Genomic DNA, 19,390 nt, shown 5'->3' on the forward strand with positions numbered 1-19,390 from the left:
TTCTCACGCGTTACTCACCCGTCCGCCACTAAATCCTAAGATTCCGTTCGACTTGCATGTGTTAAGCATACCGCCAGCGTTCATCCTGAGCCAGGATCAAACTCTCCGTTTTGTAGTTTTTTGAGTTTGTTATCTGAAAAAACTCGCTTTTCAGATTCCTTGCTATAATTGTTGAAGTTTTTGGGTTAATCCCAAAACCAATTTGTTTGACGAGGATTGGTTTAAATTTAAGCTTTCAAAGTATTGTTTTTTCTCGGTTCAGTCGTCTCGGCTCTTGCCTTGACACTTATCTAGATTAACAACTGGTTATAGGAACGTCAAGGGTTTGGCGAAAATTTTTTTGAATTTAATTGAAAAGAAAGTAAAAACCAACATACAGTAGGTAAATAAGCACAATATTGAGCAATAATCTGTTTTTGGCTGTATGAGCCTAATTTGAGCTTAAATCGAATTAAATCTAATAGAAGCAATTGGCAATGAACTTGTCCGAGCTTGTAAAAAAATCAAAAAATTCCTGAAAATTATTTACGGAGTGTTCTTTAGAAGTTGCTTCAAAGAGATGAGCGATCGCACCACCTAACACCATTTCGGCAAAAAATACATTAATCTGGTGCATCTTTGTGTTTTCTGCTCGGTGGATTATTCTGAATCTGTAGCAATCTTCGCAATTACAGACCATGAAAAAGCTGATTAATCAGCCAGAAGACTTCGTAAGAGAAAGTCTAGCTGGGATGGCGGTGGCTCATTCGGATTTAATCAAAGTCAACTATGATCCCACTTTTGCTTATCGAGCTAATGCAACCAAACCAGGGAAAGTGGCAATTATTTCTGGTGGAGGTAGTGGACATGAACCGATGCACGCAGGGTTTGTGGGTACAGGAATGCTAGATGCAGCTTGTCCGGGAGAGGTGTTTACTTCACCTACTCCTGACCAGATGCTGGCTGCTGCTCAAAAAGTAGACGGTGGAGCAGGCATTCTTTATATTGTCAAAAATTATAGTGGCGATGTGATGAACTTTGAGATGGCAACGGAGTTAGCCAGAAGTGAAGGTATCCGTGCGCTCAATATTTTGATTGATGATGATGTGGCAGTGAAGGATAGTTTATATACCCAAGGTCGTCGCGGTGTGGGAACAACAGTGTTAGCAGAGAAAATTTGTGGTGCGGCGGCTGAACAAGGTTATGACTTGCGACAAATAGCAGATTTGTGTCGTCGAGTAAATCTGAATGGGCGAAGTATGGGAATTGCTTTAACATCTTGTACTGTACCAGCTAGGGGTACTCCAACTTTTAGATTAAGCGATCGCGAAATGGAAATTGGCATTGGGATTCACGGTGAACCAGGAAGGGAAAGAATAGATTTAAAATCAGCAGATGAGATTGCAGAGATATTAACCCAAACAATTATTGATGATGTTGGCTACAGTCGGGTTGTGCGAGAGTGGGATGAGAATCAAGGCGAATGGGTTGATGTGGAACTAATTGATCCACCTTTGCAAAGAGGCGATCGCTTGTTAGCCTTTGTTAATAGTATGGGTGGTACGCCCATCTCTGAACTTTACCTGAGTTATCGTAAGTTGGCGGAAATTTGCGAAAAACAGGGAATGATCATTGTCCGCAACTTAATCGGCCCTTACGTCACATCTTTAGAAATGCAGGGTTGCTCAATTACATTGCTAAAGTTAGACGATGAACTTTTGCGGTTGTGGGATGCACCAGTACACACAGCAAGTCTGCGGTGGGGTATTTAATATGGTCACTCAAGCTCAAATTCTCAAGTGGTTACAAGTATTTGGAACTGAGATTGATCAGAATAAAGAATATTTAACTGAATTAGACGCAGCCATTGGTGATGCTGACCACGGTATTAATATGGATCGTGGTTTTAAAAAGGTGATCAGTCAGTTACCAACTGTCACTCAGCAAGATATTGGCAGTATCTTGAAAACTGTTAGTATGACTTTAATTTCTAGTGTTGGGGGTGCTAGTGGCCCTTTATACGGGACATTCTTTTTAAAAGCCAGCACTATAGCGGTTGGTAAACAAGAACTAACGACACAAGAGCTATTGACATTGTTGCAAGCTGGTTTAGATGGAGTTTTGCAACGTGGTAAAGCCCAACTAGAAGACAAAACAATGGTTGATGTGCTGTCGCCGGCTGTAGTGGCTTTTAGGCAAGCAGTTGAGGAAGGTAAAGATACTGTGGCTGCACTGCAAAAATCTGTAGCTGTTGCAGAACAGGCGCTAGAAAACACCAAACCAATGTTAGCGAAAAAAGGACGCGCTAGTTATTTAGGAGAGCGGAGTATTGGACACCAAGATCCTGGTGCAACTTCATCTTATTTAATGTTGAGGAGTTTAGTGGTAAGTCTTGAGGATGGTGAGTAAAGTCTGAAGCAGACAATTTCACACTTCAGACTTCACGCTTGATACTTTAGCCAAACACTCGGTGTTGTAAAGAGGGCATTTGGCGACGCACTTGTTCTAAACGTGAGGGATTGATTTCTGCGATCGCAATTCCGGGTTTTTCCCCAGCATCCGCTAAAATGACTCCCCAAGGATCAATAATTACAGCATGGCCGTGGGTTTGGCGACGAGCATAGTTTGTCCCAGTTTGGGCTGGTGCAATCACATAACAAGTATTTTCAATTGCTCTTGCTTGTAATAATACTTGCCAGTGGTCTTTGCCAGTAAAAGCAGTAAACGCCGCAGGAATAAACATTACATCGGCTCCCTTACTGGATAAATGGCGATAAAGTTCTGGAAAGCGCACATCGTAACACACAGAAAGACCAATACCGCCCAGTTCTGGGGAAAAATATACTGAGGGTAGTTGTGTACCAGCTACTACAGTGCTAGATTCACGATAAGTATTACCATCGGGAACATTCACATCAAATAAATGTACCTTTTGGTAACGGACAACTTCTAAACCACTTTGGTCAATTAGGGTGGAAGTATTATAAACTTTGCCTGTCTCTTCTACCAAAACAGGAAAGCTGCCGCCTAAAATTGTGACTTGGAAGCGTTGAGCCATTTTTTTGAGAAACTGTTCTGTTTCGCGGGTGATGTTTGCGGCTTGGGCGAGTTTATCTTTTTCTTCTCCCATAAAAGAAAAGTTTTCTGGTAGCCCAACTAATTCAGCACCTCGACGCACAGCAAGCTCAATCAATTCTTCTGCCTGTGCCAAATTTTTGTATAGATCAGGCACACTTGTCATTTGAATAGCGGCGGCTAAATAAGACTTCATAGATTTAACAACAAAAAGTAGATGTGTGCGGGACAGATACTCAAATATATCGTTACTTCAAGAACTTCGGAACTTGAGCAGCTATGAGGAAATATTGCTTTTCTTTAAGGAGCTTGCTATCCCTAATGTTTAGCTCTATTAATTGTCACCGGATTTTAACACTTTGAGAAATTAAGCAGTCAGAGGCACAATCAGAGGTTTGGACAACGGAAGAAAGAACCACAGAGGAGCCAGTGCGTTACTTTGGTTCCCAAAGTTGTAGTAACTGGCATAGCGCAGAGTTCAGGGAGACATGGGAGTTTAAGAGGTGTTTTGCTTCAGTCCTAAATTTATGTGGCGGACTACTACTTTTGTGTCGCTAGAATTTTGTGATTGTTAGGGTGAGTTCTATAAATCTCAAGTTTGTGTTAAGGAATGTTCAACACGGTTGGCTGTGACAGTGGATCTCCCGCAGTTTCATAAGCAATAATCAAAGACTCCAGTGCTTCAATGCCATTGGCAACAGCTGACTCGTAAGTATATCCATGAGTGCGCCAACGTTGTCCAGGGAAATCAGGAAACCCTACCAAGAAGCAATCATCTTCTTCTGACCACTGAATCACCATTTGGTACTTGAGTTTATCCATCTGGAAAATACAATAACTACCAAGTTGGGTCGCTAAATAAATGTATTCTCAACTCCTCATCGGTTGGCGGGACTGCGGAAAGACAAGCACGAATGACATCGCCATCTTCAAGTTCTACTGTACAGGCGTGACATGAACCCATGAGACAGCCTGTGGGAATGAACACTCCAGCGCGTTGCGCTACATCTAAGAGTGCTTCCCCCACTTCGGCATTGATGGCGACATCATCTGGTAAAAATCGAACGCTGACACTCATGCAATTTTTAGCTAACTACGACAAAAACGGTGTTAAGTCTAAATGGCGTTCTACTTCTGTAGCCAGCGAGTCTAAGATTTGTTCTCGCTGTTCGCGGTAGTTGGCGACACCTGTGGGTAAGGATTTTAAGCCGCGCTGTTGACGCAGGCGATTTAACCAAGCACGTCGCCAAGGGCCATTGTCAAACAATCCGTGTAAGTATGTACCCCAAACTGATTGACAGCTATCCACCAACCCTAGATTAACATCATCAAATAGGGGTTGATACGCTTGACTATCGGGTGGTTGTTCAATACGCGATCGCCCTTGATGAATTTCAAAGCCGTTGACTGGCAAGCCCATCTGCGGGAAATTAGAGCTAACTTGCCGTTGACGAGCAATTTTTTGTCCGGTAATTACGGTTCTAATCGGTAATAAATTCAAGCCTTGGAATCTACCTGCTTGACCTTCTATACCTTCGGGATCAGCAATAATTTGTCCTAGCATTTGGTAGCCGCCACAAATCCCTAAAACTGTGCCACCAGAAGCCGCATAATTTTGGATGGCTTCTGCCATACCACTTTTTTGCAATAAAATCAAGTCAGCAATGGTGGTTTTTGTGCCAGGGATGATTACCGCGTCTGGGTGTCCTAAATCTTGTTTTGGACTGAGATATCTAACGGAAACAGATGGTTCTGATTCTAAGGGGTCAAAATCGGTGAAGTTGGCAATTCTGGGTAAGCGAATCACCACGATATTCAAGTCAGCCTGAGCTTTGTGAGCTTTTCGCTCTAGTAAATCGAGGGAATCTTCGGCGGGGAATAGTTCTTGAAAATAAGGCAGCACACCAATTACAGGTTTTTTGGTGCGTTCTTCTAGCCATTGGATGCCTGAATCTAAGAGCGATCGCTGTCCACGGAACTTGTTAATTACAATACCTTTAATTAAGTCCCGTTCATCAGGGTCAAGTAACTCTAAAGTCCCTACAACATGGGCAAAAGCACCACCACGGTCAATATCAACTACCAGGATTGTCGGTGCATTTAAATACTTCGCTATCCGCATGTTGGTCAAATCGCGGTGCTTGAGGTTAATTTCTGCGGGGCTGCCTGCACCTTCGCAAACCAACATATCAAATTCTGTGGATAAATGTTGTAGAGATTCTTCTATGGCTCGCCAACCAAGGTCGAAAAATTGCTCGTAGTAATCTCCTGCTTTGACTCTCCCGACTGGTCTACCCTTAACAATTACCTGGGAAGTCATATCACCTTGGGGTTTGAGTAAAATAGGATTCATTTCTACCCAAGGAACCACCCCAGAAGCCCAAGCTTGTACCGCCTGTGCATAACCAATTTCACCCCCATTGGCAGTGACATAAGCATTTAAAGCCATATTTTGACCTTTAAAGGGAGCCACTCGCCAACCACGCCGCGATAGCAAACGGCAAATAGCCGTAGTTAAAAGTGATTTCCCTGCGTGGGATGTAGTTCCCACTACCATAATTGCTTTCATACTTAATGTGTACTTTTCAATAAGAGGGTGAAATACTTAGTTGTGAACGGGTAATGATATCACATCCGTTCATCAACAGTTATAGCAGCAGGCAGAAGAATTGGAGATTTTAGATTGAGATCAATCAAAAGTTGTGAGATTCCAGCTTGCACAAAGTCCTTATCTACCTAGCTACTGCTATAAATCCAGAAGCAAACAAAACTTGAGGGAGGACAAATATCCATACCCAAACTCTTGACCCCCGTGATTTATGCAACTTTCATCAAAATCTGAGCAAAGCTGTCAGATGTTAATGAAGAATTTATCTTGGGCTTGATGCTTCCGTAAGTATATTGTTCCCTTTTGTAACCTAATCTTAACTTTAAGATTTTTAATTCTAGAAAGGCAGCCTCAACCAACGAATGGAGGTATTGTAGAGGGAATCTCGCCAGGAAGGGGCAGGAAAATTTTGTCCTTGATATTTTTCGATTAATTGATGACCTAAAGGTGTGAGGCGAAAACTATCGGTAATTCCTTGGCCATCAACTTCGCGCCGCAGTACACCAACTTGGATTAACCAGTCTAAAGCGTTGTAACAAGCCAATTCTGATAAGGGATGCTGAGTATAGCCATTTTTGATGCCGTTTTCTTGGGCGATCGCATTTAATGGTACACTCTGGTGACGCATAGCTGTGAATAAATCAACTCTGAAAGGAGAACAAATGAGCGATCGCTCGGCTCTTTCTACTGTACTAACAGGATAAGAGAAGGAGTTTGGGGTTGGGGAATCAAGTTTATTCATGGAAATATTTATTTATCTCAACACAAATTAATTTACAACTCATAAACTTACTCAATTAATTCTGAATCCTGTATTCTGACTTCTGAATTCTTCTTTAATCATTGTAAATTATTGTAAAATTTCAGAGTCATCAACAAACACCAAACAGGAAAGGTTCATTATGCCTCTAGCAGTTGGTACGGATGCACCTGCATTTACCGTCAAAGATACTAATGGCAACACTGTCTCATTGTCTGATTTTGCTGGTAAGACAGTTGTTTTGTATTTTTATCCCAAAGATGACACTCCTGGCTGCACTAAACAAGCGTGTAGCTTCCGCGATGCTCAAGAGCAATATCAAGGTAAAGATATAGTTGTTTTGGGTGTGAGTGCCGATGATGAAGTGTCGCATCAAGCCTTTACCCAAAAATTTAATTTGAACTTTCCCTTACTGGCGGATACTGAAAAAACTCTGATTAAAGCTTACGATGTTGATGGTGGTGGTTATGCCAAGCGCGTCACCTACGTCATCAATCCCAATGGCACAATCGTTCATGTTGATGCCAACGTGAATACATCTAACCACGCCAGCGATATTTTAGCGGCACTGGGGCTGTAATTTTTGTGAATTGAATTTTAGCTTTGAGCTGGATTGCCTGTTTGGGGCTTCCAGATAAAAATATCCTGTTCTTGTGGGATGGATATCCAAAGAAGATATTCACCCCACAAGATGGATAATTAATGGTTTCTGGAAATCCCATCAGGATTCCCATACAAAGTGAGATTTTTGAATTAGATTCAGTTTTGGGGTGGAACAGTTTGCACTGGAGAAACCACACTAGGAGATGTGATGGCAGGTAAACCAGGAACCGCTTGTCCTGTAGTGCTATTTACAGGTTGATTGGCATTTTGTTTGAGTACAGCCCGCTTTCTGTTTAATTCAGCCACAGCTGAGTTTAATTCTTCGTCTTTTTGTTGGGCGTTCCAGTTGAAACTACCAAATTGAGCGCGGTGAATTAAATCAAGGGGATTTAAGTTACCGGTGTTGGGCGAAAATGGATTGGTATTATCTTGAGAATTATCGCCAGAATAGGCATCGATTGTATTTAACTGCGCCAAACTGGGTTGGGCTGAGAGGAAAGAGGCAAAGCCAATTCCTGCTAATGTAGCCACAAAGAAGCTTTTAACTGATAAAAATGATTTTTGCATGAGATTCTCCAATACGCTCCAACGACACCATGCTTTTATCTTAAGCAAGAGTTTTGCGTAGTTGGGGTTGAATGCTGAGTAAAGCCACAACAGCAAAGCCCAACAAAATTAACAAAGCACTGCCAAAGGTAATATCACCCCAAGGTGCTTGCATCACAACGCTACTCAATCCCCAGTCTTGATGCAAATAAAGATAACGGATAGGTTCAATGGCGTAGCTGAGAGGGTTGAGAGTGGCGATAACTTGTAACCACTGGGGCATGAAAGATAAGGGTGCTAAAGCGGTGCTGGCAAATAATAAAGGCAGGTTGGTAACAAATATTACAGCAATTAATTCAATATGTCCGGGTAGGGCAAAAGCCAAACCAAGGGAAATCGCAGTTACACCCAATGCTAAGAGGAAGACAATGAGAGCGATCGCACCCAAGCCTGCTGCATCTGGTATTCCCGCGCCTAAAAAGGCTGCTGCACCGACAATTACAGCTGCTTGCAGTAAGCTTTGGCTAATAATAAAGATGGCAGAAGCAAAGACAATTGAAAAGCGTGATGCTAGAGGCGCGACTAATAAACGATTCAAAAAGCCAAATTCGCGGTCAAACATCACAGGTAATCCGGCGTTCAAAGCTCCAGCAAAAGCTGTAAAAACGATTACACCTGCTGCCAAAAATTGACCGTAATTTGTTGTACTACCAAATAAACCCTTCGGTGCATTTTGGAATAAAGCGCCGAATAACACCAACCACATCACAGGCTGAACAATTCCCGCCAATAAAGTAGAGGGACGGCGTTGTAATTGAATAAACAAGCGACGAGTTAAAGCCAGCGTCTCTTGGACTAATTCACCAAAAAAATTAGGTGCAGCATCCGCAGGTGAAGCTAGTTGCTGCCAATTTACATCAGATTTAGGGGTTACACTCATAACAATTAGGGAGTAGGGAGTAGTGAGTGGGGAGTAGGTTAAGGGTGTAGGGGTGTAAGGGTGAAGGAAAGGAAGATTCTGGCGTTGATTTTACAGTCATTACTCATTCCTTTATGAAAAACCTACACTATACCTAGTAGGGAGTAGGGAATAAGGAGTATGTTTTTCCCACTCCCTACTCCCTATTCCCCATTCCCTCTATCTCATATTTTGCTTCTTTTCTGCTTTCGGATCGCGGTTAGCAATGGCTGCTATTTCTGCATCCATTAAGGTGCGTCCGGTGGCGGCGAGGTAGACATCATCTAGGCTGGGGCGTGATTGGGCGATGCCGAAAATTGGTAAACTGGCATGATTTAGCGTTTGTTGAATGGTAATTAAGGCATCACTTTGGGGTGTGACTACCAAGTTAAGGGAATTACCTTGGGCGCTGTTGATGATGATTTCTTGAACAAAAGGTAAAGCTTGTAAGAGGTGTTTGGCTTTCTCGGCTTCTTCAAGGGGGGAAAATTCCCGGATGCGTAAGGTAATGCGATCGCCGCCTACCCTATCCTTTAATTGTGAGGGTGTACCTGTGGCAATGACAATCCCACGGTCAATGATAGCGACGCGATCAGCTAATGCGTCAATTTCTTCTAAATAATGGCTGGTAATTAAAACGGTAGTTCCTGATGCTCGTAACTTCCGTAAAAACTCCCAGACAACAAATCGACTTTCGATGTCCAGTCCAACTGTAGGTTCGTCTAAAACCAAGACATCCGGCGCGTGGAGTAGCCCAGCCGCTAAATCAAGCCGTTTCCGTAAACCACCGGAATAAGTTCCTGTCTTTTTATTGGCGTATTCTTGCAAACTCAGTAAATCTAAAACTGTTTGAATTCGCTGTTTTGCTACCGCGCCAGGGAGGTGATAAAGCGCCGCTTGCAATTGCAGCAGTTCTTTTCCGGTTAGCACTTTATCGATAGCGACTTCCTGCGCTACATAACCGAGTTTTTGTCTGGCTACTTTTGGGTTATCCAGCACAGACACACCAGATACTTCGATTTTGCCAGCATCGGGAGTTGTGAGGGTACACAAAGCACGCAGAGTCGTAGTTTTACCTGCACCGTTGGGGCCAAGCAAACCAAAGATTTCTCCTGGTTCTACCTCAAAAGAAACGTCTTTGACGGCTTCAACGGTACCGTAACGCTTTTGCAGATTTTGAATTAAAACGGCGGGAGCCATGACAGCCAATCCCTAACTATACAATTCGCAACAAAGTCTATATATATTGTAGTTGAGTAAGGTGAGGTGAAGCGATCGCTGGGATACGTCTCCTAATATATTTAGGGTGAAGGGGTGTAGGTTTTCAGTTCCTTCTCAGCCTCCAGCCAATTTTCCCAGGCTTTGTCACCAGGACAACCCTTTTTCTGCCAAATTTCATAAGCTTTTACCCGAATTGCTGATTCATCGGGTAGGTTACTAATGAAATATTCACAGCAATTATTTACAAAACTATAAGGTGGTTCTACAAAAAAATCTTGACGACCGATAATTTCAGCCGTAAAACGATAGCAGTTTTTTTGTATCGGGCAGTTTTTCCCTGGACATAGAGTGATATCGTAAGGCATGGATTTTTTGGCTTAACAACAAATTTTATCGGCATAATTCAGGAGTCAGAAATCAGAATATAGAATGATTTATGATTGCTATATTTGATTTGGCAAAAATCTATTAGTATCAATTTTATGGCAGAACAACAATCAGGAAATTTACAGAATTATGTTAAACAGTTAGCGACGGAAGCTTTAGAAAATCAACAGCCATCTGCATGGTTTGAAATTTTGTATGCCCAAGCTGGAGGTGATGCAACACAAATTCCTTGGGCAAAATTAACTCCTCACCCTTATTTGCAAACATGGTTAACTGATCATCAACCTTATGTGAAAGGACAAAAAGCTTTAATTATTGGTTGTGGTTTGGGAGATGATGCTGAAGCTTTAGCAAAACTGGGATTTGATGTGGCGGCTTTTGATATTTCTCCTACAGCGATATCTTGGTGTCAGCGACGATTTCCTGATTCGAGTGTTAACTATGTAGTTGCAGATTTGTTTGCACTTCCTTTAGAATGGCATCTTGCTTTTGACTTTGTGTTTGAATGTCGTAACATTCAAGCCTTACCTTTAAATGTGCGTTCTACTGTTATTTCTGCGGTTGCATCTTTGGTAGCAATGGATGGCACACTTTTGTTAATTACTCGCATTCGGGATACAGAAGCAGAACCTTCTGGGCCACCTTGGCCATTATCAGACTCAGAACTACAACAGTTGGAAAGTTTAGGTTTACAGCAAGTAGAAAAAATCGTATTTTGCGATCATCCGCAGGAAATGGATATTAAGCAAGTACGGATTGAATATCAAAGGCAAAACTCTACTAAATAAGTCGGCGTAAATAATTATTTTTGAAATAAGACAGGAGAAAAAAAATTTGAGTCTTATTTACTTTTCTTCACATAGTTTTTTTTCTTACACTGACTTATTTATCTAAATTGCGATCGCTGTTGAAGATGAATTGAGCAGCATAAAAACCCGACTCAGTAAGTAGAACGACTAATAATTCACGCTATGTCATTGCGAGTGAAACGAAGTGGAGGGAAGCAATCGCAAGGGTTGTGCAGATTTTACATTCCGTTACATAGTTAGGTTTATTTTCACCGACTTACTTAGTTGGGGATTTGATTTCAGGTTATGCAACTAAAAATTGGAGGAATTACAATACTCATCACTTTCCCAGAGTTGACTATGGGTAGTAATGGATTCCATTCGCCAACACTTACATAACAAGGTTATGCTAAATTCTGACTTCTATTCTTAAAAATTATGAGCCAAGACCATTCCGTCTTAATTAACCTAGAACAAAAACTAAATCAAATCGTAGTTGGACAATCTAGCCTCATCCAGCAGTTGCTAATAGCATTGTTAGGAGGTGGACACGTAATTTTAGAAGGTGTCCCTGGAACAGGTAAAACACTTTTAGTCAAAGTATTAGCACAGTTAATTCAAGGTGATTTTCGCCGCATTCAACTTACACCAGATGTTTTACCCTCAGATATTACAGGAACAAATATTTTTGACTTAAATAGTCGCAGTTTCACCCTCAAAAAAGGGCCAGTCTTTACCGAAGTATTACTAGCAGATGAAATTAACCGCACTCCTCCTAAAACCCAAGCGGCGCTGTTAGAAGCAATGGAAGAAATGCAAGTTACTTTAGATGGTGAAAGTTTACCGCTACCGGATTTGTTTTGGGTAATTGCAACACAAAACCCTTTGGAATTTGAAGGGACTTATCCTTTACCAGAAGCGCAGTTAGATAGGTTCTTATTCAAACTATTAGTAGATTATCCCGACCAAGCAGCAGAAAAGCAAATGTTACTCAATCGTCAAGCTGGTTTTGCCGCGCGACGGATAGATATTTTTAGTTTACAACCAGTAGCAACAGTAGCAGATATTTTACAAGCACGGCAAGAAGTTAAACAAGTGCAAGTATCTGAAAAAATTATCGATTATCTCTTAGCTTTAGTGAGAGCATCACGCCAATTTCCTGATTTAGCTTTAGGTGCATCACCGCGTGCTGCTGGTGCTTGGTTGCAAACATCCCAAGCCGCCGCATGGTTAGCCGGACGCGATTTTGTCACACCAGATGATGTCAAAGCTGTAGCTTCACCTTTATTACGTCATCGCTTGCTTCTCAAACCAGAAGCTATGTTAGATGGTTTACAAATTGATGCAATTATCGCGTCAGTAATCAATCAAGTTCAAGTTCCAAGATGAAGTGTGAATGATAAAACTTGATAAGACAATCAATAGCTTACAATTGGATAAACAATCGAGGTGAAAATGACAATTAAAGAACAAATTAACCAAGAACTAGAAAAATTACCAGAACCTTTATTGCAAGAAATTTTAGATTTTATTCAGTTTTTGCAGTCCAAAAACCAGCTAGAAAATATATCAGTAAATAACCAAGTTTCTCAACCACTCAAAGCAGAACATAATGTTACTAATTCTACTGCCGAAGATTTATTAGAATTTGTCGGGAGTTGGGAAGGTTTAGATATCAGAGAATGTCTGCAATTAGTTCATGAAAATCGAATACAACTTGAATTTTAATCATGTATCTTCTTGATACCAATCATTATTCCTTCTTGATGGAGGGTGTATCTAGTGTTGCCAATCACCTGCGATCGCTAGGTCAAATACAACTTTATACTAGTGTTATTGTTGCAGGAGAGTTACGCTTTATGGCGCAAAATTCCCAACAGAAAGCTGCTAACTTAATCAAAGTTAATGCGTTATTGCAGCGAATTAACTTATATGGAATCGATAAAGAAACTACAGAAATTTACGGTGACTTTAAATCTGAATTAATCAAGCATTTTGGCCCCAAAAAAAACTAAACGTAGCACAACTCAATTAAATACTATCGGGATTAGTGAAAATGACCTCTGGACAGCTGCGACAGCCTTACGCCATTCATTGATAATCGTTTCATGCGATAGTGATTTTGAGCGAATGCAACAAGTAAGAGAAATTTCTTGGGAAAGTTGGGTTTAGATTTCTAAAAAATACTTACAAAAATTAGCAAAAAATTAAATAAAAAATGGTTCCTTCTCAAAGAGTTTATTTTCTATTAGGATTAGGAATTGCGATCGCACCGATCCTATCCTTATTTATTGCCATTCCCGTCAGCATCGCCATCACTTTATTATTCGATGCCATTATTCTGATATTGATGATTGTGGATGGTTTACAAGTCCGTCCATTACGAGTGCAAATCAAACGTGATTTACCACAACGCTTATCAATTGGACGAGATAATCCAGTAATGTTGACGGTAACAGCTGCAAACACGGACGCAATTATTCAAATTCGTGATTACTATCCCCCAGAATTTGGTGTATCTACCCCAACACTCACCGCCACTATTCCCGCTAACACTACCCAAGAATTAACTTACACTGTCCACCCCAGACAACGCGGTGAATTTCCTTGGGGAAATATTCAAGTGCGACAGTTGGGAACTTGGAAGTTAGCTTGGCATAATTGGCAAATACCGCAAAATGTTTCAGTCAAAGTTTATCCTGATTTAATTGGGTTGCGATCGCTCTCTATTCGCCTCACCTTACAATCATCAGGTTCCATCCGCCAATCTCGCCGGATGGGTATCGGTACAGAGTTTGCGGAACTGCGGAACTATCACACTGGTGATGATTTACGCTTTATTGATTGGAAAGCCACCGCCAGGAGAACTACTGGGAATACACCACCTTTAGTGAGGGTATTAGAACCAGAACAAGAACAAACCTTGATTATTTTATTAGATCGTGGTCGGCTGATGACAGCACAAGTCAAAGGCTTACAGCGATTTGATTGGGGTTTAAATGCGACTTTATCATTAGCATTAGCCGGATTACATCGGGGCGATCGCGTCGGGGTGGGTGTATTTGACCGCCAAATGCACACATGGGTTTCACCAGAACGCGGTCAATCTCATCTGGGTAAGTTAATTGATTATTTGACTCCAATTCAACCAGTTTTACTCGAATCTGATTATTTGGGTGCAGTCACTAATGTAGTACAAAGGCAAACTCGCCGCGCCTTAGTAGTTGTCATCACCGATTTAGTTGATGTCACCGCCTCTACTGAATTATTAGCCGCACTTTCCCGGTTAGCACCAAGATATCTACCATTCTGTGTTACTTTGCGAGATCCTCAAGTTGATCATCTAGCACACACATTTACTCAAGAAGTCACAGCAGCATATAGTCGTGCTGTTGCTTTAGATTTATTAGCACAACGCCAAGTTGCTTTTGCCCAGCTAAAGCAAAAAGGTGTCTTGGTACTTGATGCACCAGCAAATCAAATTACAGATCAGTTGGTTGAACGATATCTGCAACTCAAAGCGCGAAATCAGTTATGAATTGTTAATAGAGAGGCTGACTTATAGCGTTTCTCACTCTAGTGAGGTACAAGCAAGAATAATTAACCGCAGATGAACGCGGATGAACGCAGATGGAAACAGATAAGTTTGTACCTCAGTAGACTAGTAAATGCTATAATACAGAAGCTATGCCCAAGTTAGATAAGCTGTTCAGCTAATTTGCACAAAAGAGGCTCGATATTTTATCTATGAGCCTTATCAATTCTAAGGTTTAACTTACTTCATACCTACAATTATTTGATTCATAATTTCATCTTCCTTCCCCGTGACAAAATCAGCAAAACGTTGTGCTAAAGGTGGAACAAAAACAAGAGGATTGCTGAATCCTGAAAAAATATACACACCTGCAAATTCTGGGATAGCACCAATTACAGGTAAACGATTGTTACTAAATGCAACTAAACAATGATGCCAAGTTCCTGGTAAATTACCCAATGCTGGTAAGACTGAAGTAATACTATTTCGTAACCAATTTTCGCTGTCTTCGGCATTTACCATTGCATCAGGATTTGTGAGTATCCGACTAATTTGACCCACACGCAAGCTACCATCTAAAAATTGCACTGCACCTACATCTAATATTGGTGGGACTAATTCATTTCCCAATTCATTCCACAATTCATCAACTTGTGTCGATGCTGCTTCTAATTGAAATCTTTGCAGATTAGCTGGCATTACTAAAGTCTGTAAGCGTAAATCGACAGGTGACATTTCCATCATTTCGGCATGGGTAAAATACACTTTGATGGAAATACCTGCTGATTTGAGTAGTTTTCGGCTGAGTCCACCAGCGCAAATTACAACGTTAGCACTGTGATAAGTTCCGGTATTTGTTTGGACACCACCTTTCAATATTTGCAAAACTTGACTGATTTGCATTTCACCGCCAGCGCGTAAAAAAGCTTGGATGTAAGCTTGTGCGGTTTTGTCTGGATGAATATGTCCGTGTTTCACAGTTAAAGCGCCGGAAATAACCTCTTGATTTAGTAATGGTTCTAACTCACAAGCGTCTTGTACACTGAGTAAACTTGGCGGTACGGCACAATTAGCGTAAACACTGGCGGCGGTTTCTGGGTTAGTATCGGCTGAAATCGTCAGTAATAAATCTAATTCTCGCAATTCAATATCAGCATCTAACTCTTGAGACAAGATTTGATAACGAGCGATCGCTTCTTGGCATAATTGACGAGTGAGTGGTGTTGTTCCTGACCAATAAGCTAATCCACCATAACTATATCGAGTTGCATTGTCTGGTGTGGCGTGTTGTTCCAATAACAGCACACTCAAGCCGACTTTGACTAATTCATAAGCAAGTGTCGCACCTGTAATTCCGCCACCAACCACAATCCAATCGTAGGTTTTCATTTAGTATGTTGCTTGTAGACGACTCAAAAGATATTCTCCCGCAAGGATGGGAGGATAAATAGGCGCACGTTCCTTTTGGCAAGTTTCCAAACAAGCAATTTCTGTATCATCATTAGGATGACAGAAAAACGCGATTGAATAGCGCGATCGCTGTACCCTGTGATCCTTGGGAATCATCACCCGATGCTTGGTTGAACAAAACACGCCATTTGTCCAACGCTGCATCAAATCTCCTGTATTCACAATCACCGTATCAGGAATTGTCGGCGCAGTTATCCACTCTCCAGTTGTTGTTTGCACTTCCAAACCACCCACATCATCTTGGAATAGCAAAGTAATACTGCCATAATCAGAATGCTCCCCCGCACGCACTTGTCCAGGTTTCGGAAGTTCTTGGATTGGCGGATAATGCAGCAGTCGCAGAGTATGATTTTGCCGATTGTGTCTAACCGTAAAAAAATCTTCTGGTACTCCTAACCCCAAAGCAAATGTTGTTAATACTTTGTTAGTTAGTTCTGTACAAGCTTTATAAAATGCAATAATACAAGGGTCGTTTGCCAGAGTCACACCATTAATAGGAAACGCAACTTCTACCTTGCTAAAATTAAACGCTTCTTTTAAGTCTCCTGGTTGATTAGAATTGAGCCGTTCTCTTTCTTTGCCAACATAACCAGTATTACTAAATTCATTTTGCCAAGCTATTTGTTGTTTAACTTCTAGCGGTAAATTAAAAATATGTTGACTATAGTTAAATACTTCTGCAATCAATTCTTTTGAGATGCCATGATTTTGTAAATACATAAAACCAACTTCATTGCAAGCTTGATAAATTTGTTTAACTACAGCATTTTGAGCTTGTGAATCTCTATTTATCAAGGCTGATAAATCAATAATTGGTATTCTGAACATTGGAAAAATATATAGCAATCCTATTTGATTTATAATTCTATTTTTTAAGAAAATTTAATTCCCTAAAACCCTCTTCCCTCCTGCTTTTCACCTCCTGCTTTTTTCTAATTACAAATATTTACGTCGCTCTACTTAATAGTAAGGAAGTTATTTTGCTAAAAATTATTCAATGCGAGACCGACAAAGATAAAGCCCATATCAAAGATTTGCTTTTTGAATATTTTAGCTGGATCAACTTGATGTGGAGCCAGGAATTTAACATGAGTTTTGATGTTAATTCTTCTTTAGAAGAATGTCTTGAGCAACTCGATGAATTTATACCGCCAACCGGACGCTTACTTTTGGCAAGATATAAAGGCAAAATTGTTGGTTGTGTTGGCTTACGCAGAATTGATCAGGGAATTGGAGAGGTAAAAAGGCTGTATGTCCAGCCAAAATTTCGCGCCAAAGGTATAGGTCGAGCGTTATTAGAGAATATTATCTATGAAGCTGCCAATATAGGTTACTCAAAACTGCGCTTAGATACGGCTCCTTTTACGAAAGCAGCGCAAGCACTCTATCATTCACTCGGTTTTCAAGATATCGCACCATATTTTGAAAAAACAGAAATCCCTCCAGAATATCGAGATAACTGGATTTTTATGGAATTGAGACTTTAATGAAGCAAAGCTGTTTAATTACTCATTTTTAAGTAAATTAGCCTATTTTTACTTATTATTAAACAACTTTCCTTTTATTTCAACTTCTGCATAATAAATTCCTTCTATAGCAATCTGCGGTAAAGATTTATGAAGAAAATTTAACGTAATTGCATATAATGAAGTTATTCAACTATAAGTATTTTTGCTTACTGCCATGATAGCGGATGGATTTCCTTGGCTAACCGCGATTATTCTACTCCCACTCGTTGCTTCCATGCTCATTCCCGTGCTGCCTGATAAAGACGGTAAGCTTGTGCGCTGGTATGCCCTAGGTGTAGCGATCGCGGATTTTATCTTGATGTGCTACGCCTTTTGGAAGCATTACGATGCCAGCAGTGCAACGTTTCAACTCGCGGAGAAATATACCTGGGTGCCTCAGTTGGGGTTCAGTTGGGCAGTTTCAGTCGATGGAATATCCGCGCCACTTGTGCTATTGGCAGGATTAGTCACAACCCTTTCAATGTTTGCTGCATGGCAAGTTAACCTCAAGCCACGCCTGTTTTACTTCTTGATGTTGCTGCTGTATGGCGCACAAATCGGCGTATTTGTCGCTCAAGACTTACTGTTATTCTTCATTATGTGGGAACTAGAATTAGTTCCTGTTTACCTGCTAGTCTCCATCTGGGGTGGTCAAAAACGCCGTTACGCTGCCACCAAATTCTTACTTTACACCGCCGCCGCTTCTATTTTTATTCTCGTAGCAGGCCTAGCAATGGCACTCTACGGCGATAATACAACCTTCGATATCGTTGAACTTAGTGCAAAGAATTATCCTTTAGCTTTAGAACTGTGGTTATATGCTGGGTTATTAATTGCCTTTGGTGTCAAATTAGCCATATTTCCCTTACATACATGGTTACCCGATGCCCACGGTGAAGCATCTGCCCCTGTATCCATGTTATTAGCGGGTGTACTCTTAAAAATGGGCGGATATGGATTAATTCGCATCAATTTAGAAATGCTTTCTGATGCCCATGTTTACTTTGCACCAGTTCTCGCAACTCTTGGTGTCATCAATATTATCTATGGTGCATTAAATTCCTTCGCTCAGACGAACATGAAGCGCCGCCTGGCTTATTCGTCTATTTCTCACATGGGTTTTGTACTGCTGGGAATTGCCTCCTTTACCGATGTCGGTGTCAGTGGTGCAATGCTGCAAATGCTTTCCCACGGTTTAATTGCCGCAGTTCTATTCTTCTTAGCTGGTGTTACTTACGATCGCACCCATACAATGGCAATGGAAAGTATGGGCGGTATTGGTCAAATTATGCCCAAAGTATTTGCCCTGTTTACTGCTGGCGCAATGGCATCACTAGCACTTCCCGGTATGAGTGGCTTTGTGAGTGAACTGCAAGTATTTGTTGGCATTACCACCAGTGACATTTACAGTCCTACATTCTGCACCGTCATGGTGTTCTTAGCCGCCGTCGGAGTTATCCTCACCCCGATTTATCTACTGTCGATGTTGCGACAAGTATTTTACGGTACTGGTGCGGAACTCACCTGTGATATTGGTAATTCTGCTTTTGAAAATCAAGAAGATGAAGGTACAGTTTGCTTCGGCACAGACTGTCTCCTACCCAGCGAAGCAGTTTACCGAGATGCCCAACCCCGTGAAATCTTCATCGCCGCTTGTTTCTTGGTGCTGATTATTGGTTTTGGTATTTATCCCAAATTGGCTACACAAATGTATGATGTCAAAACCGTGGCTGTGAATAGCCAAGTACGCCAATCATATATTCAATTTGCCGAAGCCAAGCCCGAAATTTATGCCAAGGGATTATTTGCACCCCAAGTTGCCCAACCAGAAGTTTTAGGAATCATTAAATAAATTTTTCCGCCAAAAAATTAATTAGCCGTCATTAACTGTGTGGTGATGAATGCAGTTGATGACGGCTAGTTTATTGATGGCAATGATGCTGCTGCGATCG

General features: G+C 41.2%; 23 protein-coding genes and 1 rRNA gene. 11 read left to right on the forward strand and 13 right to left on the reverse strand.

The window, feature by feature from the left end; translation table 11 throughout:
- Both H6G74_RS02210 and H6G74_RS02215 read right to left on the reverse strand, forming a co-directional pair.
- A 16S ribosomal RNA gene (locus H6G74_RS02210) occupies window positions 1-112 on the reverse strand; the annotation flags it as partial.
- Window positions 113-457: 345 nt separating this feature from the next.
- The gene (locus H6G74_RS02215) at window positions 458-616 is read right to left on the reverse strand and encodes a hypothetical protein (RefSeq protein ID WP_190966116.1); all 159 of its coding nucleotides are present in this window, start codon (window positions 614-616) and stop codon (window positions 458-460) included.
- Between the two features lie 61 nt (window positions 617-677).
- On the opposite strand from H6G74_RS02215, the gene dhaK reads away from it, so the two are divergent.
- Both dhaK and dhaL read left to right on the forward strand, forming a co-directional pair.
- Window positions 678-1,751 (forward strand): dihydroxyacetone kinase subunit DhaK, encoded by a 1,074-nt coding sequence (gene dhaK, locus H6G74_RS02220; RefSeq protein ID WP_190966117.1) that lies wholly within the window; start codon window positions 678-680, stop codon window positions 1,749-1,751.
- A 1-nt stretch (window position 1,752) separates the two neighbouring features.
- Window positions 1,753-2,388, forward strand: a complete 636-nt coding sequence (gene dhaL / locus H6G74_RS02225; protein ID WP_190966118.1) for a dihydroxyacetone kinase subunit DhaL — start codon at window positions 1,753-1,755, stop codon at window positions 2,386-2,388.
- 46 nt (window positions 2,389-2,434) lie between these two features.
- Here dhaL and H6G74_RS02230 read toward each other — a convergent pair whose 3' ends face one another.
- The 5 genes from H6G74_RS02230 to H6G74_RS02250 form a co-directional block, all read right to left on the reverse strand.
- Window positions 2,435-3,250 carry a carbon-nitrogen hydrolase family protein gene (locus tag H6G74_RS02230; RefSeq protein ID WP_190593731.1) on the reverse strand — a complete coding sequence of 272 codons (816 nt, stop codon included), beginning with the start codon at window positions 3,248-3,250 and terminating at the stop codon, window positions 2,435-2,437.
- A gap of 407 nt (window positions 3,251-3,657) precedes the next feature.
- On the reverse strand, window positions 3,658-3,876 hold the full coding sequence (locus H6G74_RS02235; protein ID WP_190669274.1) for a type II toxin-antitoxin system HicB family antitoxin: 219 nt from the start codon (window positions 3,874-3,876) through the stop codon (window positions 3,658-3,660).
- 16 nt (window positions 3,877-3,892) lie between these two features.
- A complete protein-coding gene (locus H6G74_RS02240) occupies window positions 3,893-4,132 on the reverse strand; it encodes a 2Fe-2S iron-sulfur cluster-binding protein (protein WP_190669272.1) in 240 nt (79 codons plus the stop codon).
- Window positions 4,133-4,147: 15 nt separating this feature from the next.
- Entirely contained in the window at window positions 4,148-5,623 is a 1,476-nt protein-coding gene (gene cobQ / locus H6G74_RS02245) for a cobyric acid synthase CobQ (protein WP_190966119.1), read from the reverse strand.
- 376 nt (window positions 5,624-5,999) lie between these two features.
- The gene (locus H6G74_RS02250) at window positions 6,000-6,404 is read right to left on the reverse strand and encodes an Npun_F0494 family protein (protein ID WP_190966120.1); all 405 of its coding nucleotides are present in this window, start codon (window positions 6,402-6,404) and stop codon (window positions 6,000-6,002) included.
- A 160-nt stretch (window positions 6,405-6,564) separates the two neighbouring features.
- On the opposite strand from H6G74_RS02250, the gene H6G74_RS02255 reads away from it, so the two are divergent.
- The gene (locus H6G74_RS02255) at window positions 6,565-7,002 is read left to right on the forward strand and encodes a peroxiredoxin (RefSeq protein WP_190966121.1); all 438 of its coding nucleotides are present in this window, start codon (window positions 6,565-6,567) and stop codon (window positions 7,000-7,002) included.
- 179 nt (window positions 7,003-7,181) lie between these two features.
- Here the strand turns inward: H6G74_RS02255 and H6G74_RS02260 are convergent, their stop codons facing one another.
- The 4 genes from H6G74_RS02260 to H6G74_RS02275 form a co-directional block, all read right to left on the reverse strand.
- Window positions 7,182-7,592, reverse strand: coding sequence for a hypothetical protein (locus tag H6G74_RS02260; RefSeq protein ID WP_190966122.1), 411 nt, complete (start codon window positions 7,590-7,592; stop codon window positions 7,182-7,184).
- 40 nt (window positions 7,593-7,632) lie between these two features.
- Window positions 7,633-8,511, reverse strand: coding sequence for an ABC transporter permease (locus H6G74_RS02265; protein WP_190966123.1), 879 nt, complete (start codon window positions 8,509-8,511; stop codon window positions 7,633-7,635).
- A 198-nt stretch (window positions 8,512-8,709) separates the two neighbouring features.
- Window positions 8,710-9,729, reverse strand: a complete 1,020-nt coding sequence (locus tag H6G74_RS02270; protein ID WP_190966124.1) for an ABC transporter ATP-binding protein — start codon at window positions 9,727-9,729, stop codon at window positions 8,710-8,712.
- A 101-nt stretch (window positions 9,730-9,830) separates the two neighbouring features.
- Window positions 9,831-10,115, reverse strand: coding sequence for a DUF2934 domain-containing protein (locus H6G74_RS02275; protein ID WP_190966125.1), 285 nt, complete (start codon window positions 10,113-10,115; stop codon window positions 9,831-9,833).
- 117 nt (window positions 10,116-10,232) lie between these two features.
- Here H6G74_RS02275 and H6G74_RS02280 point away from each other — a divergent pair, with 117 nt between their 5' ends.
- From H6G74_RS02280 to H6G74_RS02300, 6 genes are all read left to right on the forward strand, one after another.
- Window positions 10,233-10,925: a class I SAM-dependent methyltransferase gene (locus tag H6G74_RS02280; protein ID WP_190966126.1), complete on the forward strand. Its 693-nt coding sequence runs from the start codon at window positions 10,233-10,235 to the stop codon at window positions 10,923-10,925.
- Window positions 10,926-11,363: 438 nt separating this feature from the next.
- Window positions 11,364-12,314: an AAA family ATPase gene (locus H6G74_RS02285; RefSeq protein ID WP_190966127.1), complete on the forward strand. Its 951-nt coding sequence runs from the start codon at window positions 11,364-11,366 to the stop codon at window positions 12,312-12,314.
- 66 nt (window positions 12,315-12,380) lie between these two features.
- Window positions 12,381-12,653: a DUF2281 domain-containing protein gene (locus H6G74_RS02290; protein ID WP_190966128.1), complete on the forward strand. Its 273-nt coding sequence runs from the start codon at window positions 12,381-12,383 to the stop codon at window positions 12,651-12,653.
- Window positions 12,654-12,655: 2 nt separating this feature from the next.
- Window positions 12,656-12,940, forward strand: coding sequence for a type II toxin-antitoxin system VapC family toxin (locus H6G74_RS31000; RefSeq protein WP_242051136.1), 285 nt, complete (start codon window positions 12,656-12,658; stop codon window positions 12,938-12,940).
- A complete protein-coding gene (locus H6G74_RS31005; RefSeq protein ID WP_242051137.1) occupies window positions 12,921-13,097 on the forward strand; it encodes a PIN domain-containing protein in 177 nt (58 codons plus the stop codon). Before H6G74_RS31000 ends, H6G74_RS31005 begins: the two co-directional genes overlap by 20 nt.
- A gap of 46 nt (window positions 13,098-13,143) precedes the next feature.
- Window positions 13,144-14,463, forward strand: coding sequence for a DUF58 domain-containing protein (locus H6G74_RS02300; protein WP_190966129.1), 1,320 nt, complete (start codon window positions 13,144-13,146; stop codon window positions 14,461-14,463).
- A 237-nt stretch (window positions 14,464-14,700) separates the two neighbouring features.
- Here the strand turns inward: H6G74_RS02300 and H6G74_RS02305 are convergent, their stop codons facing one another.
- Window positions 14,701-15,849, reverse strand: a complete 1,149-nt coding sequence (locus H6G74_RS02305) for an NAD(P)/FAD-dependent oxidoreductase (RefSeq protein WP_190966130.1) — start codon at window positions 15,847-15,849, stop codon at window positions 14,701-14,703.
- Window positions 15,850-16,758, reverse strand: coding sequence for an isopenicillin N synthase family dioxygenase (locus tag H6G74_RS02310; RefSeq protein WP_190966131.1), 909 nt, complete (start codon window positions 16,756-16,758; stop codon window positions 15,850-15,852).
- Window positions 16,759-17,018: 260 nt separating this feature from the next.
- Between H6G74_RS02310 and H6G74_RS02315 the strand changes: the two genes are divergently transcribed.
- Both H6G74_RS02315 and H6G74_RS02320 read left to right on the forward strand, forming a co-directional pair.
- Window positions 17,019-17,417, forward strand: coding sequence for a GNAT family N-acetyltransferase (locus H6G74_RS02315; RefSeq protein ID WP_242051138.1), 399 nt, complete (start codon window positions 17,019-17,021; stop codon window positions 17,415-17,417).
- 196 nt (window positions 17,418-17,613) lie between these two features.
- Window positions 17,614-19,290: an NAD(P)H-quinone oxidoreductase subunit 4 gene (locus H6G74_RS02320; RefSeq protein ID WP_190966133.1), complete on the forward strand. Its 1,677-nt coding sequence runs from the start codon at window positions 17,614-17,616 to the stop codon at window positions 19,288-19,290.
- Window positions 19,291-19,390 lie beyond the last annotated feature (100 nt).

Source organism: Nostoc spongiaeforme FACHB-130 (genome assembly GCF_014698475.1).
GTDB lineage: Bacteria > Cyanobacteriota > Cyanobacteriia > Cyanobacteriales > Nostocaceae > Nostoc_B > Nostoc_B spongiaeforme.

Coding starts and splice junctions, on each gene's coding strand:
- H6G74_RS02215 (WP_190966116.1), bottom strand. CDS start 616: ATGCACCAGATTAATGTATTTTTTGCCGAAATGGTGTTAGGTGGTGCG.
- dhaK (WP_190966117.1), top strand. CDS start 678: ATGAAAAAGCTGATTAATCAGCCAGAAGACTTCGTAAGAGAAAGTCTA.
- dhaL (WP_190966118.1), top strand. CDS start 1,753: ATGGTCACTCAAGCTCAAATTCTCAAGTGGTTACAAGTATTTGGAACT.
- H6G74_RS02230 (WP_190593731.1), bottom strand. CDS start 3,250: ATGAAGTCTTATTTAGCCGCCGCTATTCAAATGACAAGTGTGCCTGAT.
- H6G74_RS02235 (WP_190669274.1), bottom strand. CDS start 3,876: ATGGATAAACTCAAGTACCAAATGGTGATTCAGTGGTCAGAAGAAGAT.
- H6G74_RS02240 (WP_190669272.1), bottom strand. CDS start 4,132: ATGAGTGTCAGCGTTCGATTTTTACCAGATGATGTCGCCATCAATGCC.
- cobQ (WP_190966119.1), bottom strand. CDS start 5,623: ATGAAAGCAATTATGGTAGTGGGAACTACATCCCACGCAGGGAAATCA.
- H6G74_RS02250 (WP_190966120.1), bottom strand. CDS start 6,404: ATGAATAAACTTGATTCCCCAACCCCAAACTCCTTCTCTTATCCTGTT.
- H6G74_RS02255 (WP_190966121.1), top strand. CDS start 6,565: ATGCCTCTAGCAGTTGGTACGGATGCACCTGCATTTACCGTCAAAGAT.
- H6G74_RS02260 (WP_190966122.1), bottom strand. CDS start 7,592: ATGCAAAAATCATTTTTATCAGTTAAAAGCTTCTTTGTGGCTACATTA.
- H6G74_RS02265 (WP_190966123.1), bottom strand. CDS start 8,511: ATGAGTGTAACCCCTAAATCTGATGTAAATTGGCAGCAACTAGCTTCA.
- H6G74_RS02270 (WP_190966124.1), bottom strand. CDS start 9,729: ATGGCTCCCGCCGTTTTAATTCAAAATCTGCAAAAGCGTTACGGTACC.
- H6G74_RS02275 (WP_190966125.1), bottom strand. CDS start 10,115: ATGCCTTACGATATCACTCTATGTCCAGGGAAAAACTGCCCGATACAA.
- H6G74_RS02280 (WP_190966126.1), top strand. CDS start 10,233: ATGGCAGAACAACAATCAGGAAATTTACAGAATTATGTTAAACAGTTA.
- H6G74_RS02285 (WP_190966127.1), top strand. CDS start 11,364: ATGAGCCAAGACCATTCCGTCTTAATTAACCTAGAACAAAAACTAAAT.
- H6G74_RS02290 (WP_190966128.1), top strand. CDS start 12,381: ATGACAATTAAAGAACAAATTAACCAAGAACTAGAAAAATTACCAGAA.
- H6G74_RS31000 (WP_242051136.1), top strand. CDS start 12,656: ATGTATCTTCTTGATACCAATCATTATTCCTTCTTGATGGAGGGTGTA.
- H6G74_RS02300 (WP_190966129.1), top strand. CDS start 13,144: ATGGTTCCTTCTCAAAGAGTTTATTTTCTATTAGGATTAGGAATTGCG.
- H6G74_RS02305 (WP_190966130.1), bottom strand. CDS start 15,849: ATGAAAACCTACGATTGGATTGTGGTTGGTGGCGGAATTACAGGTGCG.
- H6G74_RS02310 (WP_190966131.1), bottom strand. CDS start 16,758: ATGTTCAGAATACCAATTATTGATTTATCAGCCTTGATAAATAGAGAT.
- H6G74_RS02315 (WP_242051138.1), top strand. CDS start 17,019: ATGAGTTTTGATGTTAATTCTTCTTTAGAAGAATGTCTTGAGCAACTC.
- H6G74_RS02320 (WP_190966133.1), top strand. CDS start 17,614: ATGATAGCGGATGGATTTCCTTGGCTAACCGCGATTATTCTACTCCCA.